This window comes from Streptomyces sp. NPDC007971, assembly GCF_042958635.1.
Lineage (GTDB): Bacteria > Actinomycetota > Actinomycetes > Streptomycetales > Streptomycetaceae > Streptomyces.
The window spans coordinates 146,368-166,481 of sequence record NZ_JBIBJK010000023.1; the positions used below are offsets into that span (position 1 = coordinate 146,368).

18 protein-coding genes and 1 pseudogene are annotated in these 20,114 nt (G+C 73.2%); 12 read left to right on the forward strand and 7 right to left on the reverse strand.

The features are described from left to right. Positions 1 to 296: 296 nt before the first annotated feature. The 6 genes from ACFZCP_RS37295 (at position 297) to ACFZCP_RS37320 (ending at position 6,168) form a co-directional block, all read left to right on the forward strand. Positions 297 to 1,325, forward strand: coding sequence for a 3-oxoacyl-[acyl-carrier-protein] synthase III C-terminal domain-containing protein (locus ACFZCP_RS37295; RefSeq protein WP_391437846.1), 1,029 nt, complete (start codon positions 297 to 299; stop codon positions 1,323 to 1,325). Then, positions 1,322 to 2,062 carry a glycosyltransferase gene (locus ACFZCP_RS37300; protein ID WP_391437857.1) on the forward strand — a complete coding sequence of 247 codons (741 nt, stop codon included), beginning with the start codon at positions 1,322 to 1,324 and terminating at the stop codon, positions 2,060 to 2,062. Before ACFZCP_RS37295 ends, ACFZCP_RS37300 begins: the two co-directional genes overlap by 4 nt. Further along, positions 2,062 to 3,585 (forward strand): AMP-binding protein, encoded by a 1,524-nt coding sequence (locus ACFZCP_RS37305; protein ID WP_391437861.1) that lies wholly within the window; start codon positions 2,062 to 2,064, stop codon positions 3,583 to 3,585. The genes ACFZCP_RS37300 and ACFZCP_RS37305 overlap by 1 nt, the downstream gene beginning before the upstream one ends. Continuing rightward, positions 3,582 to 3,749: a hypothetical protein gene (locus ACFZCP_RS37310; RefSeq protein WP_391437865.1), complete on the forward strand. Its 168-nt coding sequence runs from the start codon at positions 3,582 to 3,584 to the stop codon at positions 3,747 to 3,749. Before ACFZCP_RS37305 ends, ACFZCP_RS37310 begins: the two co-directional genes overlap by 4 nt. A gap of 335 nt (positions 3,750 to 4,084) precedes the next feature. Beyond that, positions 4,085 to 5,236 (forward strand): cytochrome P450, encoded by a 1,152-nt coding sequence (locus ACFZCP_RS37315; RefSeq protein WP_391437870.1) that lies wholly within the window; start codon positions 4,085 to 4,087, stop codon positions 5,234 to 5,236. Then, positions 5,233 to 6,168, forward strand: coding sequence for an NAD-dependent epimerase/dehydratase family protein (locus ACFZCP_RS37320; protein ID WP_391437882.1), 936 nt, complete (start codon positions 5,233 to 5,235; stop codon positions 6,166 to 6,168). Before ACFZCP_RS37315 ends, ACFZCP_RS37320 begins: the two co-directional genes overlap by 4 nt. A gap of 123 nt (positions 6,169 to 6,291) precedes the next feature. On the opposite strand, the gene fabV is transcribed toward ACFZCP_RS37320, so the two are convergent. Further along, complete coding sequence (gene fabV / locus ACFZCP_RS37325; protein ID WP_391437891.1) at positions 6,292 to 7,494, reverse strand: enoyl-[acyl-carrier-protein] reductase FabV; 1,203 nt, start codon at positions 7,492 to 7,494, stop codon at positions 6,292 to 6,294. A gap of 586 nt (positions 7,495 to 8,080) precedes the next feature. On the opposite strand from fabV, the gene ACFZCP_RS37330 reads away from it, so the two are divergent. Then, on the forward strand, positions 8,081 to 8,881 hold the full coding sequence (locus ACFZCP_RS37330; protein WP_391437896.1) for a GNAT family N-acetyltransferase: 801 nt from the start codon (positions 8,081 to 8,083) through the stop codon (positions 8,879 to 8,881). A 41-nt stretch (positions 8,882 to 8,922) separates the two neighbouring features. On the opposite strand, the gene ACFZCP_RS37335 is transcribed toward ACFZCP_RS37330, so the two are convergent. The 4 genes from ACFZCP_RS37335 to ACFZCP_RS37350 all read right to left on the reverse strand — a co-directional run bounded on the left by ACFZCP_RS37335 (position 8,923) and on the right by ACFZCP_RS37350 (position 12,146). After that, positions 8,923 to 9,915 (reverse strand): trypsin-like serine peptidase, encoded by a 993-nt coding sequence (locus tag ACFZCP_RS37335; RefSeq protein WP_391437900.1) that lies wholly within the window; start codon positions 9,913 to 9,915, stop codon positions 8,923 to 8,925. A 277-nt stretch (positions 9,916 to 10,192) separates the two neighbouring features. After that, entirely contained in the window at positions 10,193 to 10,519 is a 327-nt protein-coding gene (locus tag ACFZCP_RS37340; RefSeq protein ID WP_391437906.1) for a nuclear transport factor 2 family protein, read from the reverse strand. Further along, positions 10,449 to 10,817 carry an esterase/lipase family protein gene (locus ACFZCP_RS37345; protein WP_391437909.1) on the reverse strand — a complete coding sequence of 123 codons (369 nt, stop codon included), beginning with the start codon at positions 10,815 to 10,817 and terminating at the stop codon, positions 10,449 to 10,451. The genes ACFZCP_RS37340 and ACFZCP_RS37345 overlap by 71 nt, the downstream gene beginning before the upstream one ends. Before the next feature lie 111 nt (positions 10,818 to 10,928). Next, a complete protein-coding gene (locus tag ACFZCP_RS37350; protein ID WP_391437912.1) occupies positions 10,929 to 12,146 on the reverse strand; it encodes a protein kinase in 1,218 nt (405 codons plus the stop codon). 662 nt (positions 12,147 to 12,808) lie between these two features. Between ACFZCP_RS37350 and ACFZCP_RS37355 the strand changes: the two genes are divergently transcribed. Continuing rightward, on the forward strand, positions 12,809 to 13,567 hold the full coding sequence (locus ACFZCP_RS37355; RefSeq protein WP_391437920.1) for an IclR family transcriptional regulator C-terminal domain-containing protein: 759 nt from the start codon (positions 12,809 to 12,811) through the stop codon (positions 13,565 to 13,567). A gap of 98 nt (positions 13,568 to 13,665) precedes the next feature. Then, positions 13,666 to 14,775, forward strand: a pseudogene (locus tag ACFZCP_RS37360) (PP2C family protein-serine/threonine phosphatase); the annotation flags it as partial. A gap of 413 nt (positions 14,776 to 15,188) precedes the next feature. Here the strand turns inward: ACFZCP_RS37360 and ACFZCP_RS37365 are convergent. Next, positions 15,189 to 15,614 (reverse strand): ATP-binding protein, encoded by a 426-nt coding sequence (locus ACFZCP_RS37365; RefSeq protein ID WP_391437926.1) that lies wholly within the window; start codon positions 15,612 to 15,614, stop codon positions 15,189 to 15,191. A gap of 196 nt (positions 15,615 to 15,810) precedes the next feature. On the opposite strand from ACFZCP_RS37365, the gene ACFZCP_RS37370 reads away from it, so the two are divergent. Both ACFZCP_RS37370 and glpK read left to right on the forward strand, forming a co-directional pair. Then, the gene (locus ACFZCP_RS37370; protein WP_362699822.1) at positions 15,811 to 16,578 is read left to right on the forward strand and encodes an IclR family transcriptional regulator; all 768 of its coding nucleotides are present in this window, start codon (positions 15,811 to 15,813) and stop codon (positions 16,576 to 16,578) included. Between the two features lie 40 nt (positions 16,579 to 16,618). Continuing rightward, complete coding sequence (gene glpK / locus ACFZCP_RS37375) at positions 16,619 to 18,130, forward strand: glycerol kinase GlpK (protein ID WP_391437939.1); 1,512 nt, start codon at positions 16,619 to 16,621, stop codon at positions 18,128 to 18,130. A 43-nt stretch (positions 18,131 to 18,173) separates the two neighbouring features. On the opposite strand, the gene ACFZCP_RS37380 is transcribed toward glpK, so the two are convergent. Beyond that, positions 18,174 to 18,962 carry a CAP domain-containing protein gene (locus tag ACFZCP_RS37380; protein ID WP_391437948.1) on the reverse strand — a complete coding sequence of 263 codons (789 nt, stop codon included), beginning with the start codon at positions 18,960 to 18,962 and terminating at the stop codon, positions 18,174 to 18,176. A gap of 565 nt (positions 18,963 to 19,527) precedes the next feature. Between ACFZCP_RS37380 and ACFZCP_RS37385 the strand changes: the two genes are divergently transcribed. Then, positions 19,528 to 20,001: a DUF1348 family protein gene (locus ACFZCP_RS37385; protein ID WP_391437954.1), complete on the forward strand. Its 474-nt coding sequence runs from the start codon at positions 19,528 to 19,530 to the stop codon at positions 19,999 to 20,001. Positions 20,002 to 20,114: the final 113 nt, after the last annotated feature.

Sequence of the window (20,114 nt, forward strand, 5' to 3'; positions counted from 1 at the left end):
TTGTCGGGACGCAGGCGTCACACCCCGTCGGAAGCACGCATCACCTCCTGTCGGGCGGACGGGTGACATCCCGTCAGTCGCCTGCTTCCCACCCTGTCGGACGCGGGCGTCGCACGCCGTCGGACCCACGTGTCACACCTCGTCGGGCGTACGCGCCACCTCCCGTCGGATGCACGCGTCAGCTCCCCTCGGGCGCACGTGCTCCGGCCGCCGCCCTTCCCAGCGGCCGGGTACCCACGGCGGTTGAGTACGCGTGCTCAGGCAGGCAGTCCGGATCCGCTCGTAACGTCGGCCCCATGCACATAGACCATCCTGCCGAGGGCCCCTTGCTCCGGGCGGGCATCACGGCCGTAGCCTCCAGCCTGCCGGAACCCGAAGTGACCTCCCGGCAGTTGCAGGAGCAGATCACCGCGGCATCGGGGCTGCGACTGCCGGCACGGACGCTCGAACGGGTCACCGGCATCGTCTCGCGCCGGGCGGTGCCGGAGGGCGAGTACGCCTCGACGCTCGCGGTGCGGGCGGCGTGCACGGCGTTGTCCCGGGCCGGGCTCGCCCCGTACGACGTGGACCTGCTGGTGTTCGCCTCCGCGACGCGGGACGTGGCCGAACCGGCGACCGCGCACATCGTCCAGGCCGAACTCGGCTCCCGGGCCCATGCGCTGGACGTCACCAACGCGTGCAACAGCTTCGTCAACGGCATCGACACGGCACGGGCGATGATCCTGGCCGGCCGGGCCCGCCGCGCCCTGGTGGTCACCGGGGAGACCCCGAGCCGGGCGGTGCAGCGCGCCCCCTCCAGCCCCGCCCGGCTCCGGGACGGCTTCGCGGGCTACACCTTCGGCGACGCGGGCGCCGCGGTCGTGCTGGAGGCGGTGGACCGGGGCGGCATTCTCGACGTGGACACCGAGACGCATTCGGAGCACTGGTCGGTCGGGGGCATCTTCGGCGGCGGTTCGCGGCACCCCCGCGGGGACGAACACACCTACTTCCGCGGCGACGGGAAGGAACTGCGCGAGGTGTTCGAGAAGGTCGGCACGTCGGTGCTCGACCGGATGCGGCAGCGCACCGGGCTGGCGTGGACCGACTTCCGGCACATCCTCGTGCACCAGGTCACCCTGCCCTACCTGGAGCGCTTCGTGGAGCTCACCGGCGTTCCCCGGGAAAGGCTCGTCGTCACGGTCCCCGAGCTGGGCAACATGGCCAGTGCCACGTTGGGTGTGCAGCTCGACCTCGTCCACGAGGGCTTGTATCCCGGCGACCGGGTGCTCTTCGTCGGTCTGGGCGGCGGCGTGAGCATCATGACGATGGTGTGGGAGAAGGCGTGAGCGGCCTGTGGGTGGTGGTGCCCGCGTACCAGGAGGCCGCGCGGATCGGCGCCACGCTGGACGCACTCGCGGGCCAGCGCGACCTGGACTTCACACTCGTGGTGGTCGACAACGCCTCGACCGACGGCACCGCGGCCCTCGCACACGACTTCGCCCGCTGGGCTCCCTTCCCGGTCCATGTCCTCAGCGAGCCGCAGAAGGGTGTGGGCTGCGCGGTGGACACCGGCTTCCGGTACGCCATTCGCAACGGTGCGACGCTGCTGGCCCGGACCGACGCCGACTGCCTGCCGCGCCCCGGCTGGACGGTCGGTGCCCGCGACGCCCTGCGCCACGGGGCAGGCATGGTCTGCGGGCGCATCGACGCACGACGCGACGAGCACGGCCCGCTCGGGCGGGCCGCCTTCCGCGCGCTGGTGCGCGTCGCCGCGTTCTTCGGCCGGGTACGCCCCGCCCACCGGCGGCGCCACGGCTATCTCGCCCCCTACCGGATGCACGCGGGCAACAACATGGCCATCACCGCCGCCCTCTACGAGGCCGTGGGCGGGATGCCGCGCCGGCCTTCCCCCACCGACCGGCTCTTCCTGAACCGGGTGCGCCGCCGCACCACCGCCGTCGTCCACGCCCGCGCCATGGTCGTGGAGAACTCCACCCGCCGCCTGCGCACCTACGGCCTGCTCGGCACCGCCCGCTGGTACCTCGACAGGGGTCCCGGCCGCCACGGGGAGGACCCCCGCTGATGCTCGATCTCCTCACCCGCGCGCTCCGCACATGCCCCGAGCGGCCCGCACTCCTCGGCACCACCCGGACCGGAGCCGTACGCACCAGGGCCACGTGCGGGGACCTGGCCGCACTCGCCGACCGCTACGCCGCCGCCCTGCACACACGGGGCATCGGACGGGGCAGCACCGTCGGTGTCGCCGTACGGCCCGGGCCCCGGGCCCTCGCGGTGATGCTCGCCGTACACCGGCTCGGCGCACGGGTCGCGGTACTCGATCCCGGCGCCGGACCGGACGTACTGCGCGCCCGGCTCGCCCTGGCCCGGCCCGACGCCGTCCTCGCCGATGCCGCTGCCCAGGCCGTCGCCGGATGGGCCCGGCCGTTCGCCCGCCGCGCCCGGCTGGCCCTGCCGGACCTTGCCGAACTCGGTCCGGTGGCCACCGTCGGACCCCGGCTGCCCGGCTGCGCCCCCGCCCTGGACGCCGACGTCCGGGCGGTGATCCTGCCGCGCCCGGTCGACGAGGACGGCGACGCGGTCATCGTGTTCACCTCGGGCACCACGGCGCACCCCCGCGCGGTGGTGCACACCCGGTCCTCGGTCGCCGCCGGTATGGCCGCCGTGGCCGGACTCGTCCGGCCCGAGGCCGGGCGGCCGGTCCTCGGCGGTACCTTCTTCGTCCTCGTGCCGTCCCTCGCCAGTGGTGCCCCGGTCGCGCTGCCCTCCCGCTCCCCGCGCGTCCTCGCGCGGCAGCTGGGCCGACTCGACGCACAGGCCATCTACCTGACGCCGCCCCAGCTCCGGCTCGCGCTGGCGCAGGGCGCCCGCTTCACGGGACGGGTGTGGACGGGCTCGGCTCCGGCCAGTGCCGGCCTGCTCACCCGCGTCAAGCAGGCGGGGGCCGAGGAGGCCTGGGGCGTCTACGCCCTGACGGAGCTGTTCCCCGCCGCGGCGGTCGAGCAGGCCGAGAAGGCCGCCTTCAGGGGGGAGGGCGATCTGGTCGGCGCTCCCCTTCCCGGCGTGCTGGCCGAGACGGACGCGTCCGGCGAACTGCTGCTCGGCGGCCCGGCAGCGCGCGACCGCTACCTGGGCGAGGACCCGGACCCGTGGGTTTCCACCGGTGACCGGGCCCGCCTCGACGGCGGCCGGATCGTGCTGGAAGGGCGCCACAAGGACATGGTGTTGCGGCACGCGGAGAACATCTACCCGGGGCTGTACGAGCCCGCGCTGCACGTACCCGGCGCCGAACTGGCCCTGCTGGTCGGCGTTCCCGCAGGTGACGGCGACGAGCGCCTGGTCGCCGTCGTACAGCCGGGCCCGCGGGCCGACCGGGACGCGCTGCGGGCCGCTCTGGCCGCCCCGCTGGAACGGATGGGGTCCGCCCGGCCGGATGCGGTGCTGCTGGCCGACATCCCGCTGTCCGGACGCTCCTTGAAGCCCGATCGCGCCGCCACGGCCCGGCTTGCCACCGCCCGGCTTGCCACTGGCAGTCTCGGTACCGCCCGGCTCGCCGACGGCCGCGTCGCCGGCGGGAGGCGACGATGACCGCGTCGGCCGGCGTGCCGCTGTGGGCCGTGGTGCAGGCCTACAACGAAGAGGTCCGCATCGGCCTGCGCCGCCTGCGGGCCTGGGGCGTCCGCAGAACCCTGCTGTGGTGCTGGGACCGCCGTTACCGCCCCGCCGACGTGACGGAGGTACACGTCCGATGAGCACGCCCACCGACTCCGCGTCCGTCCCGGACCCCACCGTGCCACCGGCTCTCTCGGGTCCTACGGTGCCGCCGGCTTTCCCCGGCCCCACCGTGAGCCCGGCCGTGCCTGGCCCGACTGTGAGGCCGGCCGTGCCCGGTCCTACCGTGAGGTCGGCCGTGCCTGGCCCGACTGTGAGGCCGGCCGTGCCCGGACCCATCGCGAAGCCGGCCGTTCCTGGCCGTACCACGCCGTCGGTCTCTTCCGGCTGCACCACGCCTTGGGTCTCCTCCGGCCGCGCCACGCCCTCGCCCTTCGCCGGCCCCACCACGCCCTCGGCGCTCTCCGGTTCCCCCATGCCCTCGGCCTTCCCCCGCCCCACCGCGTCCACCGTGCGCGCGGCACGCCGTCGCGACCGGTGCGTGTACACCCGGTCGCATCCCCTGCTGTTCGCTCTCCTCGCCGCCACCCGCCGCCGGGCCGTGACAAGGATCGGCGGTGCGGTGCTGGTGCACGGCACCGACCCGTACCGGCGTGCCCTCACCCGCATCCCGCTGGACCGCACCGCGGCCGGAACCACCGGCGGCGCGGCCAGGGAACTGTCCACCGGCGGGACGCTCTTCGACCAGGAAGGCGCCGGTCACCACGCCACCCGGCGCGCGGTCGCCGAGGATCTCGGCGCGGCCGGGGTGGAGCGGCTGCGCCCGGTGTGGCGCGAGGTCCTCGACCGCCGCCTCGAACCGCTCGGCGCGGGCCACACCGTCGACCTCGTGCCGGTGGCCCGGGAACTGGCCGGAGCGACGGTCCGCGCGCTGCTGGACAGCGCCGGGGACCCGGAGGGCCTCGCCGACGCGGCGGCCCGCGCGGCGGCAGCCACCGTGCGCGACCACCTGCCCTGGCCCCGGCTGCCCGGCTCCGCCCGGGCGGCGGCCACGGCGGCGGCCCGGTTGGAGGCGATGCTCGCCCCGGCCGCTCCCGACGGGGCCGAGGAGACCGCCCTGCGGGCGATGCTCGCGGTCGCCGCCGTCAACACCACCGTTGCCGCCCTGCCCCGCGCCGTCGCCTGGTGCGCCGACGCGAGGCTGTGGGACGAGGCGGCCGACGACCGGCTGCGGCCGACCCTGGTGGGCGAACTGCTGCGGGTGATCGCCCCCTCGCCGCTGCTGCCGCGTGTGGCGGCCGCCGACGCCGACCTCGACGGATGTCCCGTACGGGCCGGGGACCGCCTGATCCTGGTGGCACGGCACGCCGCACGGGCCCACAACGAGCCCCCGAACGCCCGCCGACCGGCCCCGCCCGCCGTGGCCCAGCTCGTCTTCGGCGCAGGCACCCACGCCTGCCCCGGCGCACGGCTGGCCCGCGCTCAGCTCGACGACACCCTCGCCGCGCTCGCCCCTCACCGTCCCACCGTCGTGCGCGCCCGCGTCGACCGGGGCGCGGCCCTGCCCGGCTGGCGCTCCCTCACCGTCCGGGCGGCAGGCGGCCTGAAGCCCCGGGAGGGCCGATGACCACGATCGCCGTCACCGGGGCGAGCGGCTTCTGCGGATCCCACGTGGCCGCCGCTGCTGCCGCCCGTGGCGCCGACGTCCTGTGTGTCGGGCGCCGGCCCGGCCCGGCCGGGCGGCACATCCGCTGGGACGCCGCACGCGAGGTGCCGGACCTGACGGGGGCCGACCTCGTCGTGCACTGCGCGGCCGCGGTCGGCGACCCGGTACCCGGCTCTGCGGGCGAAGCCGTGATGCGTGCCGTCAACGTCGACGGCACGGCGCGGCTCCTCGACGCGGCCGCGGGCCGCCCGGTGGTGTGGGTGAGCAGCGCCAGCGTCTACGCGCCCGGGCCCGGCCGTTCCCGGATCACCGAGGACCATCCGGTGCGCGGCCAGTTGAACGCGTACGGCCGCACCAAGGCCGCGGGCGAGGCGCTGGCACTCGCCGCCGGCGCCGTGGTGCTGCGTCCCCGCGCGGTCTACGGCCCCGGGGACCCGCACCTGGTGCCCCGGCTGCTGTCCCGGGTCCGCCGCGGCCGGCTCCTGCTGCCGGGAGGCAGCGTCCTGCTCAGCCTGACGGCCGTCGAGAACCTCACCGACGCCTGCCTCGCCGCGGCCGACTGGCCGCCGGGCGCCTACAACATCGCCGACCCGACGCCGTACGAACGCGACGAGGCGCTCCGGACCGTTCTGCGCGCCCACGGCGTCCGGGCACGGATCGGCCACATCCCGCCGGGGCTCGCCCGCACTGCGGCGGGCGCTGCCCAGACCCTGGCCCGGCTGCGTCCGCACACGGAGCCACTGCTCACCCGCTACGCCGTGGACCAACTGGCCAACTCCGTCGTCCTCGACGTGTCCAGGGCCCAGGCACAGGGATGGACGGCCCGTCGCACGCTCGACGCCTACACGGCAGCCGGGCCGGCCGGCCGCGGCACGGGCGGTTCGTCCGCGTGATGCGCCGGCTGCCCGGCCTGCGTCTGCGTCCGACCCGGACGTCCTTCTCCGGCCGGTGTTCACCGGTGCGCAGGCGGTGTCCCCGTGCTGACGACGGGCTGCACGACGGGCTGCCGAGGAGCACTACCGGATCGTCGCAGGCCAGGGGACCGTGGTCTGGGCCGGGGCGCTGTAGTCGATCCCGGGAACATTCCAGCCGTAGAGCCGGCCGACCTGGGTCCGGAACCAGGTGGTGTCCGCGAGTTCGGCGAGGGTGCCGGTGGTCACGCCGGTCCAGCGTTCGCGGACGGCGTCCTGGACCTTGTCGTCCAGCTCCCATCCGTCGAGGCGGATCCGCTGCTGCTCGTCGAGCTGGAGCGGTGCCGCGCCGGTGAGCTGCTGCCACAGGGCACTCGCCTGCTGGGCGGTGCTCCGGAAGCCGTCACCGAGGACGGCGTGGAGGATGCTCGTGTAGAGGGCGATGGAGGGGATGGCGGTGGAGGCCTGGGTGACGGCCGCGCCCGCGACGGCGGTGTGGGCCTGCCCGCCGAGCGGGGCCAGGTCCTGCTGGAGGCCGCGTGCGGTGTCCTCCAGGTGCTGCTTGGCGGTGCCGATGGTTCCGGACCGGTAGATGGGCGCGGTCAGGTCGGAGCCGACATAGGAGAGTGCGACGGTGTGGAAGCCCTCGTGGATCAGGCCGCGGTCGGCCAGCGCGTCGATCCACAGGCGCCAGTCGGCGCCGCCCATGACCTGCACGGTCGCGTTGCGCTCGGCGTCGACGGCGGGTTCGAGTTCCAGGGAGCCGACGAGCGGGGCATCGCCCTCGAACTGCAGGGTCTTGGCCCGGTAGGCGGATCCTAGGGGTTTGATCACCGAGTGGTGGACCTCGCCGGTGGCAGGATCGGTGCGGCGCGGGGCGGCCACGCTGTAGATGAGGTGGTCGACCCTGCCGTAGCGGGCGGCGAGGTGGTCCAGGGCCTGGTCCTTGGCCGCGGTGGAGAACGCGTCGGCGTTCAGGAAGGCGAAGTCGGCGTCCGGTCCGGCGAGTTCGGCTGTGCGGGCGGTGCGGTACCACCCGGCGGTGGCCGTGCGGCGCTCGGTCTCGGGGGTCTCGAAGGCGATGGCGAGGCCGCGCATCCGGTAGGTGCGCAGTGCGGCGACGGTGGTGGCCAGGCCGTAGCCGGCGCTGGAGCCGACGATCAGGGCCACGTCCCCCGGCGCGATCGGCGAGGCGCTGGAGGCGGGGGTGCGCTGCCACAGGTCGTCGACGACGGCCGCGCAGCCCTCGGGGTGGGAGTTGACGTAGAGATAGCCGCGGCCGCCGGGCTTGATCTCGCGGAGGGTCATCGCGCTCCTTCGTGCTGGGCAGTGGTCCGCGCCGCGTGGGCGAGGGGTGCCGGGTGCGTCGCCGGTCGCCGACGAGGGCCGGCGATCCGGTGGCGTCGCAGGGGATGCCGACGCCGGGGCGCTGTTGCGGGGCCATGACCCGGCCGAGCGGGGCAGGGCCGTCGCTGCCGGGGTCCTGTTCCCGGTGCGCCTGGTCCTCATCCTGCCCGGACAACCCGCCCGGTGCCGTGGCGACTTGTGCCAGGGTCCGCCGGTGAATCTTGTCGGTGTCGTCCTCCGGCATCCGGGCCTCGGCAGGGCGGGGACGGAGACCGGCCACCGCCGTGTCCGGAAGTGATCACCTCCCGGTCCCCGGCCTCCGCCCGGGCGACGGCGTCGGCCCGGACGTCACCGTCCGAGGCTTCGCCCAGCAGCTCCGGGCCGCGGCCGCGGAGGCCGTCGAGGGCGAGGGCTGGGTCGGGTATCTCCTTGCACGAAACGGCTGCAAGCGGACGACACGGGGCAGAAGGGCCTTCTGCCATGCATGTTTGCCGATCGGAGGGCCTGCGAAGGTCCCTTCCGTAAATCCACCGCGCAAGAGGATCTGATGACGCGTCGCACGGAGTCGATCGAACCGATGGAGCAGCTCACCGGGGTCTGGCGCGCCATGGTCCTCGACCGTGATGCGGACGCCGACGTGCGGGAACTGCCGGGTATCGCCGTCCGCTGGGCCGACTGCCGCTTCCCCTTCTGGAACTGCATCACCTTGACAGAGGTCGGCAGGGACACGGCCATCCTCGGAGAGCGGATGAGCCAGGCGGCGGACATCATGCGCTCGAAGAGGCATCCTGGTTTCCTGTGGGTCTTCGAGGACCTCCTCGGCGACGAGGCACGCGCTGGAGCGCGGACGGCGGCGGAGAAGGCGGGCCTCGCGTACGCCTTTCCCGGCGTCGGCATGGCCGGAGACCTCCTCCCCGTCCCCGAGCCGTCCCACCCGGATCTGACGTTCGTGCGGGTCGCCACGGAGGAACAGCTGCAGGCGTACGCCGACCTGAACTCGCGCGCCTACGGACTCCCGCTGGAGGACGGCCGCGACGGGCTCCTCGGGTCCACGCTGTGGAAGGAGGGGGTACATGCCTACCTGGGGGTACGGGACGGCGTCCCGGTGACGTGCGCCGCAACGGTGGAAGCAGAAGGCCGTCTGTTCGTCGTGCTCGTCGCCACCGCCCCCGAATGGGAGCGCAGGGGCTACGGAGAGGCGGTGACACGAAAGGCTCTGCACGAGGGCTCCCTGGCCACCGGCCTGCCCCGCGCCACCCTGCACGCGACCGCGGCAGGGGCACCCGTGTACCCCCACATCGGGTTCGAGCCGAACTCGCCGATGCACTTCTACGCCCTGAAGCGGTGAGCCCGCCCGCAAGCCACGCCGCTCGGTCCTCGCCGCCCTGCCTACGAACCCGCGGCGGTGTTCGGTCCCGCAGGCGGCGCGCCGGTGACCGCGGCACGGTACAGGGCCTGGGTGGCGGCGCCGAAGTAGGCGCTGTAGGAGACCTGCGGCGTGTTGCCGCCGGTGTGGTAGCCGCCGATCACTCCGACGACGGCCCAGCCGCCCGGCCACGGCACGAGCATGGGGCCGCCGCTGGTCCCGCCCACGAACGCGTCGCAGGCGATACGCGGGAACGTCCCCGGGTCGGCGGAGTCGTCGCTGAGCCACTTGGTGGTCCAGCTCCAGCACTCCAGCGGCTTCTCCGCCCCGCCCGGATAGCCGATCATCCGTACGGGCGCGTGGTAGTAGCCCGTGCCGGTGAGCAGCTGGACCCCACCGGCCGCGTCCTGCAGCCGAGTTCCGTCCTGGTTGGGTTCGGTGACCGCGAAGGCGAAGTCGTACTCGGCTCCCGCGTGCTCGCCGAGGTCGTAGTACTGCTGGGACACATACACGCCGTTGGTCCGGACCGGGAAGATCCCGAAGGGCTTGAGGGCGTCGTGGTACTGCGGGACGAATCCGAGATGGCGGCGCGGGGACGTACCGGCGTAGCCCTGGAGGCAGTGCCCGGCGCTGAGCACGAGGTCGCGGCCGGGGCTGCGGACGACGGAGCCGCTGCACGTGCGACCGGTGCCGGTGGCGTCGGTCCAGAAGAAGGTGCCGGCCTGCGGGATCCCGTCGAAGCTCCGGCTCGGCGGGATGTACTCGCCCGGCAGGGGCCCGTCCACCGCGGGAGAGGCGGCGGGCGCCGTCGGGCCGGACTCGGTCCCCTTCGTGGTGTCGGCGGGCAGGGCGGAGGCCATGCGGCCCGGGGTCCAGTAGGCGTCGAGCCGGGTGGCCACCGGGTTCGGGGCGGCCGGAGCGGTGTCGGCGGACGCCGTGGCGGCGAGTCCGACGCAGGGCAGGAGGGCTGCCGCACAGACGGCGACGTACCGGAGGATCCTGGCTCTGAACACCATCAGTTCCCCTCACCGCAGACAGAAGTGACGGCTCACCATAGGCCCGCGGCCACTTATGCAGAAGTGTCCACCGAGATTATCGGCGAGTCCGCCGGGACCCGGCCGCGGAGCCGGGCGTGGTGGCCGACGGCGGACCGCTGTGCTGTCGGCGGTCCGCCCCAACTCCGTTGCGTTCACGGGCCTTTGGAATCCGACGCCCGTAGTGGGGGAGGGGTGGAGCGGTCCGGGGAAGGGGGAGGGCGGCGCGGCCCTTGCGCGCGGTGCCGCCCCGCGCCCCTCAGTGAGCCTCGGCCCCGGCCGCCTCGGGTGACGCGAGAGCGGCCTGCATCGCCACCCCGTCCACGTAGGAGTGCTTCTTCTTCACCGCTCCGCCGTCGACCACGACGAAGTCGGCGAGATCGACGTCCACCGCGGCGGCGGTCACGGTCGTCCCGGTCAGCTTCCACTGGACGACCCAGAACTCCTCGCCGGTGCGCAGCGAGACGAACTCGAAGGCCAGGTCCGGGACGAGCGCGAACATCCCGGCCACCGCCTCACGGACGGCCGCCCGCCCGCGCACCGGAGCTGCCGAAGGAGTGGGCCACGATGTCGACCCTGTGGGCACCGGTGCGGGCCAGGACCTGGTCGACGTACGCGGCGAAGCGGCCGGAGAGGGTCTCGTTGACGGACTGGCTGGTGTCGTAGCCCCAGGCGAACACGTCCTCTTCGGGGTATCCGGACGCCACCAGGTCGGTCCGCAACGAGCCCCACACACCGGGGTCCGCGTTGTAGCCGTGGACGAGGACCACCGGCGTGACCGCGGTGCTCGCATCCTGCCCCCGGGTTGCGGCCGCGGCGGGCGCGACCGGGCCGAGCAGCAGGGCGAGCGTGCCCAGCAAAGCTCGGGCATGCAGGCGTACCACTGGTCCTCCTGGCGTCTCGTCAGGTGGGGCGGTGGCCACATGATGGGGGTGCAGGACGCAAATGAACACCCGTGGCCGTCCTGCGGGCGCGACGACGAGGGGACCGGGACCTCAGCCCTCTTCGTGTCTGCCGTGCCGTCTCTCCGCGCCCTGCCGGTGGTGCTCCTCGGCGTGCCGCTCCGCCTCGGCGCCCTCGCGGCGCTCCGCCGGTGCGGAAGGGACGTCCGCCGAGGGCGTGTCGGACAGCGGGGTTCCGCCGACGGAGGCCGAGCCGGAAGGACCGGAAGGCGCGGGCGAGGACGGTGTGCCGTCGGAGGAGCCGAGGTTTGCGCCGACGGCCGCTGCAGCCGCGAACAGCAGCACGCCCGCCCCGCCCAAGACGGCCTGCGTGGCACGGCTGCGGTTCCTTCTCCGGGAGCGAGCGGCCCGCGTGCTCCCCGCGGCCTGCGTGCTCCCCGCGGCCCGGTGGGCGCGCGGAGCAGGCGGCGCGGCCGGCGGGGGCGGGGCGTCCTGCGGCGGGTGCTCATGGCGGGTCCCGGCCAGCCAGGCCGCTGCCTGTTCCGCCGTGGGGCGCCGTGCGGGGTCCTTGGCCAGCATGTCGACGACGTAGTCGGCCAGGGAGTCCGGTATCCCGGCGCGCAGCCGCGAGGGCGGGACGGGTGCGGCGTCGACCTGCTGCTGCACCACCGCCAGGGGGGTGGCACCGAGGAACGGCGGTCGGCCGGTGAGCAGTTCGTACAGCACGCAGCCGAGCGAGTAGACGTCCGAGGCGGGCTGCGCGGGGCGTCCCAGGGCGCGTTCGGGAGCCAGGTAGTCGGCGGTGCCGACGACCTTCCCGGTGGCCGTGAGAGCGCCGGCGGCATCGTCGGCGAAACGTGCGATGCCGAAGTCCGTGATCTTCGCGGTGCGGTCGGGGGTCAGCATCACGTTGGCCGGTTTGATGTCCCGGTGGACCACGCCCTGGGCGTGTGCGGCGGACAGCCCCGCCGCCATCTGTGCCCCGACGGCCGCCGCCTCGTGCGGGGGCAGGGTGCCGCGCAGGGAACGTTCCTGGGCCAGGGTCCAGCCTTCGATGAGCTCCATGACCAGGTAGAGCCGGCCGCCGTGGGAGCCGAAGTCGTACACGCCCACCACGTGGGGGTGGTGCAGACGGCCCGCCGTCTGGGCCTCCAGCCGGAAGCGCTCGGTGTCCGCCGCCTCATCGGTGCGCAGGAGTTTCACCGCCACCGGACGGTCCAGGGTGCGGTCCGTGGCCCGCCACACCTCACCCATGGCGCCGCGTCCCAGCGGCTCGTCCAAGTGGTAGCGGTCCGCCAGAAGCAGTCCCACGTGCGTCCCTTCGCTCTCGACGACCAGCTGCGCCGTGCCACCCGATGACCGACAGAGCGGACGCAGGGGTGGTGTTACAAGATCACTTTATCGAAGACGGGGTGTGCACGACGCCTGCACCGGGTGGGCACCCGTCGGCAGGCGGTGCGCCCGCGGCCGCCACGAAGGAGGGGGTGTGTGCCATCCGGAGTCGTGCAGTTGCGCAGCGTGGCAGGCGAGGCGGAGGTGGCAGGCGAGGCGGAGGTGGCAGGCGAGGCGGAGGTGGCAGGTGAGGCAGGGGTGGTCGGGCGCCGGGTGTGCCCCGCTGTCCGGTGTGGAGGAGGGGTGCCCGGGATGCTGCGTAACGGCCCGGAACCTTGGCACCTCCTGCTGATCGTGGCGATCGTCATCATCCTGCTCCTCGGTTCCGGTCTTCGGTTCCGATCTCCGGTCTTTGGTTCCGAGAACCTGCCGGAGGCGGTGCGCGGGCTGGGGCAGGTCGATGCCCATCCGAAGAGCGAGGCGAAGGCCGTGAAGGAGGCCGACGCCCCGCAGTCGGCGGCCCCCGCCGCGTCCGGGAGGGCGGCCCATGAGCCGCCTCCGGCCCCGGCCCCGCCCCTGGAACCGCACCCCGACCTGAGGCTCGCCTTGCCTGCGCCGGGTGACCGGGGCACGCTGGGCCTATGGGCGCTCCCGACGGCCCGACGCTCATCACGTCAGTCCAGCGGGCCTTCCGCCTGCTGGAGGCGGTGAGCGCGCACGCGAACGGCGCGCCGGCCAAGCAGCTGGCACGCGAGACGGGGCTGCCCCTGGCCACCGCCTACCACCTGCTGCGGACCCTGGTCCACGACGGATATGTGCGCAAGCTGCCCGACGGCGGCTTCGTCCTCGGTGACAAGCTCCAGACTCTGCACGGCGCGGGCAGCGCGCAGGTGCTGCTCAGCCGCGTCCGGCCGGCGCTCGCCTCGCTGCGGGACGAGTTCGGTTCCGCGATCTACCTCACCTTCTACGAGGAGGGCGAGATCAGGGTCGCCGAGATCGTCGACGGCCCCCGCGCACCCCGGGTCGACCTGTGGGTGGGATTCGAGGACGCCGGGCACGCCACCGCGCTGGGCAAGTCCGTGCTGCGCGAGCTGGACGAGGAGTCCCGCCGGGACTACCTCTCCCGGCACCACCTGGCCGACCTGACACCGCGGACCATCACCAGCCTCGCGGAACTGCTCAGGAAGCTGGACACCGACCCCATGGCCCCCGCCATCACCGATCTCGAGGAGTACGCGATCGGCACGGTGTGCGTCGCTGTGCCCGTCTACCGCGGGGACACGCTCGGCTCCCTCGGCATCTCCCTGCCGGTCGAGCGCCGCCACCGGCTCCGGGAGATCCGGGAGCGACTGCTCCCGGCCGCCGACCGGGTGACCAGGAGCCTCTCGCTCACTATCTGAAATCCCACTCCTTGAGGCTGCAGCGCCGAGCCGTTTTCCTGGATGAAACGGACATTCTGGGAGCTGTATCCCGTACAGGTGAGGATTTGCGGACCACGATGAGCCAGGCTCGAGACCATGGCGGCGGCAACCGGCCGAAGCAGCCGTACCGGAACCGATTCACCGGCACTGTGAACGCACAGCTGGCCGCCGGTGTCCCCGTGCTGATCGTCGCCGGGATCGTGTTCGTCGACGTCCTCGGCGGCGCCGGGACGATCTGGCTGCCGCTGCTGGCGGCCGGGCCCGCGCTGGCCGCCACCACCAACGGGCCCCGGGGCGTCCTGTGCGTCGGTTTCCTCGCCACCGGGCTCGGCGGGCTGCTGGGGAGCAGGCACGGGGTGCCGGGCCACGAGCTGGCGGCCGTCCTGTCGGCCCTGATGGCCGTCACCCTGGCGAGCGGCCTGGCCAGCGCGCTGCGCGACCGGCGGGAGCGGGTGCTCGCGGCCGTCCGCTCGGTCGCGGAGGCCGCCCAGCACGCCCTGCTCCAGCCCGTACCGGAGACCGTCGGCCCGTTCCGGGTGGCGGTCCGCTACAGCGCCGCGGCGGCGGAGGCCCGTATCGGCGGGGACCTCTACGCGCTGGTGCCCACCCCGCACGGGATCCGGCTGATCGTCGGCGACGTGCGCGGCAAGGGGCTGCCGGCCGTGGGGACCGCCGCACTCGTCCTCGGCGTGTTCCGCGAGGCGGCCTACGACGAGCCCGATCTGCTCGCTGTCGTGGACCGGATCGAGCGGAGCCTGGCGCGCAACCTCGGGGCCGACGACTTCGTCACGGCCGTGGTCGCCGGCTACGCCAAGGAGGGCGAGCTGGAGGTGGTCAACTGCGGACACGCGCCCCCGCTGCTCATCTCCGGCTCCGGGCGCGTCGTGGCCGTGGAGTCCGACCACCCGGCTCCGCCCCTGGGACTGCGGGCCCTCCTGGCCGAGGAGCCGCGCCTGCAGCGGCTGCCCTTCGCCGCGGGCGACCAGCTGCTGCTCTACACCGACGGGGTCATCGAGGCCCGTGATCACGCGCGTGAGTTCTATCCGCTGGCCGAGCGGGTGGCGTGCCATGTGTCCGACGATCCGGCACGTACGCTCACCGGGCTCCACGACGAACTGCTGGCGCACGTGGGCGGCCGGCTGCACGACGACGCGGCCCTGCTCCTGCTGCGCCGCCAGGGCGCGGACGAGCCGGTCACGTCCGAGTCGGTGGTCCGCGCACCGGTCGTCCCGGAACCGCTGTCCGGCGAAGGCCGTGAGGCCGCGTCCGTGATGTCCCGTGTGCGGTCCGCCGCCCTGGGCCGGGCCGACGGGAGCCGTGCCGAGGGGCGGACCGGGGAGTCGCAGCCTTGGGCAGTCCGGGAGGCCTCGGCTCCGTCCGCACACCGGGGGAGGGCCTTCCAGGGATGGGGAGCCGCCTGAACGGACCTCCTCCCGAGTAGGCCGGACCGGTCCGGCAGGAAGGAAGCCTGCGTCCGGTCGACCGACGGGAATCCGCCCTGTCGGTCCGGCGGAGGGACTCGTCGGCATCGGCGCGGCGGTGGAAATCCTCTGGGAATCCTCCGCGGCGGACCTCGACGGTTCGGAGGGTGCGTGGAGTGTCAGGCGGCCACGAGTTCGGCCCACCGGGTGACCCCGGCGCCATGGATGTGGATGCCGTGCGAATCGGCCACCGCGTGGACGATGCCCTCGCCCCGGCCGTGCTCGTCGGGGTCGATCCCCGGGCGGGAGTGTCCCGCTGCGAGCGCGGGCCCCGCGTCGGAGACCTCCACGCGCAGCATGCCGAGCCCGTCGCACCGGACCCAGACCAGTCGCAGGACCGCCGGGGGCAGGGCGTGGACGATCGCGTTGGTGAGCAGTTCCGAGACGACCAGCAGTGCGTCCTCGACGATCTCCGGGGACACGTTCCAGTCGGCGAGCACCACTCGCGCGCGCAGGCGGGCGGCCGAGACGGCCCCGGCGACGGGCGGTATCGGACAGATGTCCTCGTACGCCTCCCGAAGCAGGGTGTTGAGCTGTACCGCCATCTTCACTCCTGAGGTGAGCGCTGCCGGTCGGGCGCCGGGACCTCGGCGCCTGTGCCGGGCTTGTCAAGCACGGTAGGAAGCTGCACCGGGGTGGTCAATGAACCAGGGTCGGCATTGCCGAACGCGGCTGCCCGTCGCCGCCCCCACGTCGCCCGCACGCAGAGCAAAACGCCCATGTCGGTAATAGGCTCGCATCATGGCAGGCCCAGTCCAGTCGATCGAACGGGCGGCGGCAATTCTGCGTCTGCTCGCCGGTGGACCCCGCCGGCTCGGGCTCGGCGAGGTGGCGGCCTCGCTCGGCCTGGCGAAGGGAACCGCCCACGGCATCCTGCGCACTCTCCAGCACGTGGATTTCGTCGAGCAGGACGCGGCGACCGGAAAGTACCAGCTCGGGGCCGCGCTGCTGCACCTCGGCACGAGCTACCTCGATGTCAACGAGCTACGGTCGCGCTCGATCAACTGGGCCGACGCCCTGGCCGCCCGCAGCGGGGAAGCGGTGCGCCTCGGCACCCCTCTGGAAGGCAGGGTCCTCGTCGTCCACCACGTCTTCCGGCCCGACGACTCGCTCCAGACCCTGGACGTGGGAGCGCTGCTGCCCCTGCACGCCTCCTCGCTCGGCAAGGTGCTGCTGGCCTACGGGACGGCACCCTTCGACGCGGCGGTGGAAGCGGGGATGGAGACCTACACCCGGCACACCCTGGTCTCCCCGGAGCGGCTCACCCAGGCGCTCGCCGAGGTCAGGGAGGTCGGGTGGGCCGTCGAGGTGCAGGAAATGAGCATGGGCGAGGCCGGGCTGGCCGCGCCGATCCGCGGGCACGGCGGCCTCGTCGTCGGCGCCATCGGGCTGTCCGGCCCGGTCGAGAGGATCTGCGACAGCCAGGGCCGGCCCAAGCCGAACCTGATCACCCTGATCCGTGAGGCCGCACGGGCGATCTCCAGAGACCTGGGCGCCGCGCGCTGGTAGAGCGTCCCGTCTCTCGATCCGTCGGAAGGAGGACCCGTTCATGGTTGAGCGGTACGTCATGTCCATCGATCAGGGCACCAACTCCACCCGATGCATCCTGTTCGACCACGGCGGGCGTCTGGTGTCGGTCGCCCAGCGGGAGCACCAGCAGCACTTTCCCAGACCTGGATGGGTCGAGCACGACGCCGTCGAGATATGGCAGAACCTGCGGCGCGTCATACCCGAGGCCCTGTCCGATGCGAACCTCGCCGCCGAACAGGTCGTCGCCGCCGGGGTGGCCAACCAGCGGGAGACGACGGTGCTCTGGGACCGGAGCACGGGCACCCCCCTGGGCCGGGCGATCGTCTGGCAGGACACCCGCACGTCGCCGCTCGTCGAGGACCTCAGACAGCGTCCCGGGGAGGACTTCTTCCTGGAGCGCTGCGGCCTGCCGCCGTCGACGTACTTCTCGGCGCTGCGGATCCGCTGGCTGTTCGACAACGTCAAGGGGCTGCAACAGCGCGCACAGGACGGTGAGGTGCTGTTCGGCACCATCGAGAGCTGGCTGATCTGGAACCTCACCGGGGGCGCCGACGGCGGCCTGCACATCACCGACCCGACCAACGCCAGCCGCACCATGCTGATGAACATCCACACGCTCGCCTGGGACGACGAGCTGCTGGCGTTCTTCGGCGTGCCCCGTTCGATGCTGCCCGACATCAGGCCCTCCGCCGAGGCCTACGGCGAGGCCCGCACCCCGGTGCCCGGTCTTCGGATCACCGCCGCCCTCGGCGACCAGCAGGCCGCCCTCTTCGGCCAGACCTGCTTCGCCCCGGGCGAGGCGAAGTGCACGTACGGGACGGGCAGCTTTCTGCTGCTCAACACCGGCACCGACGTCGTACGGTCCCGGCACGGGCTCCTCACGACCGTCGCCTACCAGATCGGCGAGCAGCCACCCGCCTACGCCCTGGAGGGGTCGATAGCCGTCACCGGCTCGCTGGTCCAGTGGTTCCGCGACCGCCTGGGACTGATCAGCAGCGCCCCGGAGATCGAGACCCTTGCGCGGACGGTCGAGGACAACGGCGGCTGCTACATCGTTCCCGCCTTCTCGGGGCTTTTCGCCCCGCGCTGGCGCAGCGACGCGCGGGGCGTCATCGTCGGCCTCACCTCGTACATCACCAGCGGGCACCTGGCGCGCGCCGTCCTGGAGGCCACCGGCTGGCAGACGCGTGAGGTGGTCGACGCGATGAACGCCGACTCCTCGGTGGCGCTGCTGGAGCTGAAGGTGGACGGCGGCATGACGGCGGACAATCTGCTGATGCAGTTCGTGGCCGATGTGCTCGACGTGCCCGTGGTACGGCCCATGGTCGCCGAGACGGTCTCGCTCGGCGCCGCCTACGCCGCAGGACTGGCCGCCGGCTACTGGCCGGACCTGGAGGTCCTGCGCCGCAACTGGCACCCGGCCGCCCGCTGGCTGCCGGACATGGACCCCGCCCGGCGGGATGCGGAGTACGACAACTGGCAGCGAGCGGTCGAACGGTCCCTGGGATGGATCAGACCGCCGAAGTCCTGACGGGCCCGTGCCCCGGCCGGGACAGGGCCTCGTTCGGATCCTCCTAGCGGGCGGTGCCGAAGTCCTGGGTCCAGTAGCTGTTGGGCTGCGCGAGACCGACGCCGATCTCCTTGAACGAGCAGTTGAGGATGTTGGCGCGGTGACCGGGGCTGGACATCCAGCCCGCCATGACCTGCTCGGGTGTGGCGTAGCCGTAGGCGACGTTCTCGCCGTAGGCGCTCCAGGCGTAGCCGCCACGCGTGATGCGCTGGCCGGGGTCGGACCCGTCGGAGCCGGTGTGCGACATGTTCTGGTGGGCCGCCATGTCCTGGCTGTGCGCCTGCGCCACCTTGGTCAGGGTCGCGTTCAGGGTGAGGGCGGAGCAACCGACCTTGGCGCGCTCGGCGTTGACGAGCTGCACGATGCGCGCGACGACCCCGGACGCCGTGGCGGTGGCCTTGGGGGTGCTCGCAGCCGCGTGGGTCGCGGAGGCAGTGGGCCTGGGAGCGGCGGCAGAAGCGGTGGGCCTCGGCTGCACAGGCCTGGTGGCCTTCGGTGTGCTCGGAGCGGCGCTCGGCGTCTTCGACGTCACCGGAGCGGGCGTGGCCGCCTTGTGGAGGTTGCGGTGATGACCTCGGTGGTGATGCCTCTGGCGGTGCTCCCACCTGTGGTGGGCGGCCGTCTCGGACGGGCTGCCGGCGCCCGCGTAGGGAGTGGCGCTGTCGGACTGGTCCGTACTCTTGCCCGGCCAGTCGACGCAGGCCATGGCGGCGGACGGTATGCCTACGGCCCCCATGGCGACTGCGGCTATGACCATCCGCCGGTAGTACTGCTTCTTGCGATGCTTTGCCATGCGTGACCTCACCCGGTAGGCGCAGAGTCCCCGTGTGAGGGCGGTTCTGCGCGGACCCCGCTCCTGAGCTGCGGAGACGTTGTGCGGGTCGCCATTGTTAGGACGGCTTCACAGCGAGCGCAAAGGGCCCTCGTACTACTGCGCCTAGTAGACCCGGAGGAGCCTTGCCAGGACATGCGGAGCGTGCTGGTCCGGTTCTGGCAGTCCGGCCGAGCTGCTGACGCCCCGTCAGAATCCCTGTGTGCCTCCATGAACCGGCGGTGTCGCCGCCCGGCCGGAGTGCCGCCCCGGCGGCGGCGGCCGACGCGGACACCAAGACGGACAAATCCCATATGTCGACAGAGCGGCACCTACTATCCGGCAGGGCTAGATCGGGACATGCCGTGACGGATGTCACGGAACCAAACCCTCCGCTTATGTCTCGGCGCGCCGGACGGGGGGAGTCCTTGCATGGAGAACGCTCGTTCTCTAGGCTGACGGGTGTCGGCGAGAACGAGCGTTCTCGCGTGGTTGTGGGGGCTCGCCCAGCTGTGGCGTGCCCGGAGTCCGAAGGAGTTGAGACGACATGACCGAGGCCACCCGCCCGCCGGTGCCGCCGTTCACCAGGGAGAGCGCGATCGAGAAGGTCCGCCTGGCCGAGGATGCGTGGAACACCCGTGATCCGCACAAGGTGTCGCTGGCGTACACCGAGGACTCCCGGTGGCGCAATCGTGCCGAGTTCGCCACCGGCCGCGACGAGATCGTCGCGCTGCTCACGCGCAAGTGGAACACCGAGCTGGACTACCGGCTCATCAAGGAGCTGTGGGCCCACGACGGCAACCGCATCGCGGTGCGCTTCGCCTACGAACACCGCGACGACGCCGGGAACTGGTACCGCTCCTACGGCAACGAGAACTGGGAGTTCGACGAGAACGGGCTGATGCGCACACGGCACGCCTCCATCAACACACTCCCGATCGCGGAGTCCGATCGCGCCTACTTCTGGCCGCTGGGCCGCCGCCCCGACGACCACCCCGGCCTGAGCGACCTCGGCTTCTGAGGCCCCGCCCCCGCACGGACGACCCGTCGCGGAGGTTCGGTCCCGCGCGCCGAGGGCCACTCTTCCCGGCGAGGAGGTGCCGTGGACGCGCGGACGCGCCCTGGCGCTCGGCG

What these genes read in the sequence shown, in the direction of transcription:
- ACFZCP_RS37295 (WP_391437846.1), top strand. Translation starts at nt 297, where the DNA reads ATGCACATAGACCATCCTGCCGAGGGCCCCTTGCTCCGGGCGGGCATC.
- ACFZCP_RS37315 (WP_391437870.1), top strand. Translation starts at nt 4,085, where the DNA reads ATGCCCTCGGCCTTCCCCCGCCCCACCGCGTCCACCGTGCGCGCGGCA.
- ACFZCP_RS37380 (WP_391437948.1), bottom strand. Translation starts at nt 18,962, where the DNA reads ATGGCAAAGCATCGCAAGAAGCAGTACTACCGGCGGATGGTCATAGCC.
- ACFZCP_RS37335 (WP_391437900.1), bottom strand. Translation starts at nt 9,915, where the DNA reads ATGGTGTTCAGAGCCAGGATCCTCCGGTACGTCGCCGTCTGTGCGGCA.
- fabV (WP_391437891.1), bottom strand. Translation starts at nt 7,494, where the DNA reads ATGACCCTCCGCGAGATCAAGCCCGGCGGCCGCGGCTATCTCTACGTC.
- ACFZCP_RS37320 (WP_391437882.1), top strand. Translation starts at nt 5,233, where the DNA reads ATGACCACGATCGCCGTCACCGGGGCGAGCGGCTTCTGCGGATCCCAC.
- ACFZCP_RS37330 (WP_391437896.1), top strand. Translation starts at nt 8,081, where the DNA reads ATGACGCGTCGCACGGAGTCGATCGAACCGATGGAGCAGCTCACCGGG.
- ACFZCP_RS37370 (WP_362699822.1), top strand. Translation starts at nt 15,811, where the DNA reads ATGGCAGGCCCAGTCCAGTCGATCGAACGGGCGGCGGCAATTCTGCGT.
- ACFZCP_RS37385 (WP_391437954.1), top strand. Translation starts at nt 19,528, where the DNA reads ATGACCGAGGCCACCCGCCCGCCGGTGCCGCCGTTCACCAGGGAGAGC.
- ACFZCP_RS37310 (WP_391437865.1), top strand. Translation starts at nt 3,582, where the DNA reads ATGACCGCGTCGGCCGGCGTGCCGCTGTGGGCCGTGGTGCAGGCCTAC.
- glpK (WP_391437939.1), top strand. Translation starts at nt 16,619, where the DNA reads ATGGTTGAGCGGTACGTCATGTCCATCGATCAGGGCACCAACTCCACC.
- ACFZCP_RS37305 (WP_391437861.1), top strand. Translation starts at nt 2,062, where the DNA reads ATGCTCGATCTCCTCACCCGCGCGCTCCGCACATGCCCCGAGCGGCCC.
- ACFZCP_RS37355 (WP_391437920.1), top strand. Translation starts at nt 12,809, where the DNA reads ATGGGCGCTCCCGACGGCCCGACGCTCATCACGTCAGTCCAGCGGGCC.
- ACFZCP_RS37365 (WP_391437926.1), bottom strand. Translation starts at nt 15,614, where the DNA reads ATGGCGGTACAGCTCAACACCCTGCTTCGGGAGGCGTACGAGGACATC.